We start from the raw sequence: 1,849 nt of genomic DNA, 5'->3' as shown, positions 1-1,849 counted from the left end.
TTTTTATATTATTAATACGTTCAAGACATATAAGAGGTTACGCACAAAACAGTTGCGATGAATAAAAAGAAGGCAAAGACAAGAACAATGGGCAATTTAGAATGTCGGCGCATTAAAGGCCCCCCTTTTTTATAGTAAAAAAATCTCTTACTATATATAACGAAAGAAACAAAAATATGATTCACTTTTTTGACGAAATTTGAAGGTTTTTCTCGTTGAAAAAATCCGCACCCCTGTCCTAAACATTTTGCCAAGCTGTTGCATACACTAAAAGCAGATAACAGGAAGTGAGGGATGGTACGTGGGAAAACAAAATTTTGCGTTAATCGTTGTGTTATTTGTTTTACTTGTTATTGTAGGTGCGTCTGGCTTTCGCTTTTAAACGTTAACTTTATTTGCGCATAGCCCCCGTCAAAAAGGGCATACTAGGCGGAAGTAAAAACCAAAAATTTCTTCAATATTGCCGAACAATGAGTTCCTCTACTCATTCATCTAATCGGTATGTAGCCATGCGAAAGCATGGTTTTTTTTGAAATAAGAGGATGAATGATGTTCATCCCCTCTAAAAATTAGTAGTAGCAAGAACATCCTACGATTACTAATAGAATAAATAAAACAACGATAAATGAAAAACCAAAACCGCCTTTTGCGCCCATATGTGTAACCTCCTTTAATAAAATTCTCTATATCCTATGTACTAATTGGGTTAACTGATTGAGAAATTTGCCTATTTTTTAACGGTAACGATCTTTTGAGAAAAATGAAGAACACTTACTTTTTTCATTTGTGCAGAAATCCTTTATGATAAAGAGGAAAAGGAGGGCAAAGTGGTGGGAATACATGTAGAATACGTCATGAATCAGCTAGAAGAGGGTAAGTGGAAAGAGATCAAACGTGAAATTCAACAAGAAATGAAGAAAAAACCTCAAGCATCTGATTTGTACTGTTACTTAGCGGTTTGTTTAGCAAAGCAAATCGAAGAATCAATTATTTTTGAAAAAATGGTATTAAATTTAGAAATGGACAGAGCTCTTCATCAGGCATTAACATTAAATCCATCTTCAAGCTTGGCACATTTCGTTCGAGGAATAAAATACCGGGAAACTCCGCTTATGTTTGGAGGGAATTATGAAAAATCGCTGTCTTACTTGCAGCGGGCCCAAGATCTTGGTTTTGAAGGGGTTATGCTACCGCTCGAACTCGCAAAAACCTATATTCAATTAAAAGAAATGGAAAAAGCGAAAGAACAAATCGCTTATGCCCGGGAAATCAATCCTACTCACGCGGATATTAAAAAAGTCGAAAACATGCTGCAAACAGGACGGTGAATCAAAAGTCCTGTTTTATTTTTGGTTTTTAGGAAACATATGCTGATTTTCATAAAGAATTGCTTTTTATATAACAATAAGAATATTTATAGAAATTTTAAGAAGTGCATGTAAGTCCAACGACTTCTTAACTGCTAGATTTTCTACATTATTAGAGCGTTCAGTCTACATAATTCCAAAAATAGTAAGAAACTATCAGCCTATGGATAAATTGTTAGAAAATATAGATAATTGTAAATGAATAGAGAAAAGTTAAACATGCGACTAACTAAAAAAAGCAAAGGTCTGATTTACTTTGCTTTTTATTTATACACATATGTAAAAAATATCATAATAAACCAATTTATTCTTTGTGAAATCCATCGTTTCAGACGATGTGAAATAATGTATTTGAAGGAGGAGACCCAGGTGAAGGTTATGAAGATGTTGGTTATTGCATTATTTAGTTTAAGTTTAGTTGTCACACCAGCTGCTGCTGAAGTTCCGGGTGTCGACCATTCAATGAAACGAGGTGCTACACC

3 protein-coding genes are annotated in these 1,849 nt (G+C 34.2%); 2 read left to right on the top strand and 1 reads right to left on the bottom strand.

All coding sequences use genetic code 11. The annotated features are described in order from the left end of the window. The first annotated feature begins 301 nt into the window (after positions 1-301). Positions 302-382 (top strand): YjcZ family sporulation protein, encoded by an 81-nt coding sequence (locus AC1DRF_RS25705; protein ID WP_016765202.1) that lies wholly within the window; start codon positions 302-304, stop codon positions 380-382. A 187-nt stretch (positions 383-569) separates the two neighbouring features. Here the strand turns inward: AC1DRF_RS25705 and AC1DRF_RS25700 are convergent, their stop codons facing one another. Then, positions 570-656 (bottom strand): YjcZ family sporulation protein, encoded by an 87-nt coding sequence (locus AC1DRF_RS25700; protein ID WP_016765201.1) that lies wholly within the window; start codon positions 654-656, stop codon positions 570-572. 174 nt (positions 657-830) lie between these two features. Here AC1DRF_RS25700 and AC1DRF_RS25695 point away from each other — a divergent pair, with 174 nt between their 5' ends. Beyond that, positions 831-1,328 carry a tetratricopeptide repeat protein gene (locus tag AC1DRF_RS25695; RefSeq protein WP_230184466.1) on the top strand — a complete coding sequence of 166 codons (498 nt, stop codon included), beginning with the start codon at positions 831-833 and terminating at the stop codon, positions 1,326-1,328. Positions 1,329-1,849 lie beyond the last annotated feature (521 nt).

The sequence above is a fragment of the Priestia sp. P5_B4 genome (assembly GCF_056400385.1).
Note: the sequence above shows the minus strand (reverse complement) of the source record. Positions and strands in the feature narration are given on the sequence as shown.

Bases quoted from the DNA above. Each gene is read 5' to 3' on its own strand.
- AC1DRF_RS25700 (WP_016765201.1), bottom strand. From the start codon at position 656: ATGGGCGCAAAAGGCGGTTTTGGTTTTTCATTTATCGTTGTTTTATTT.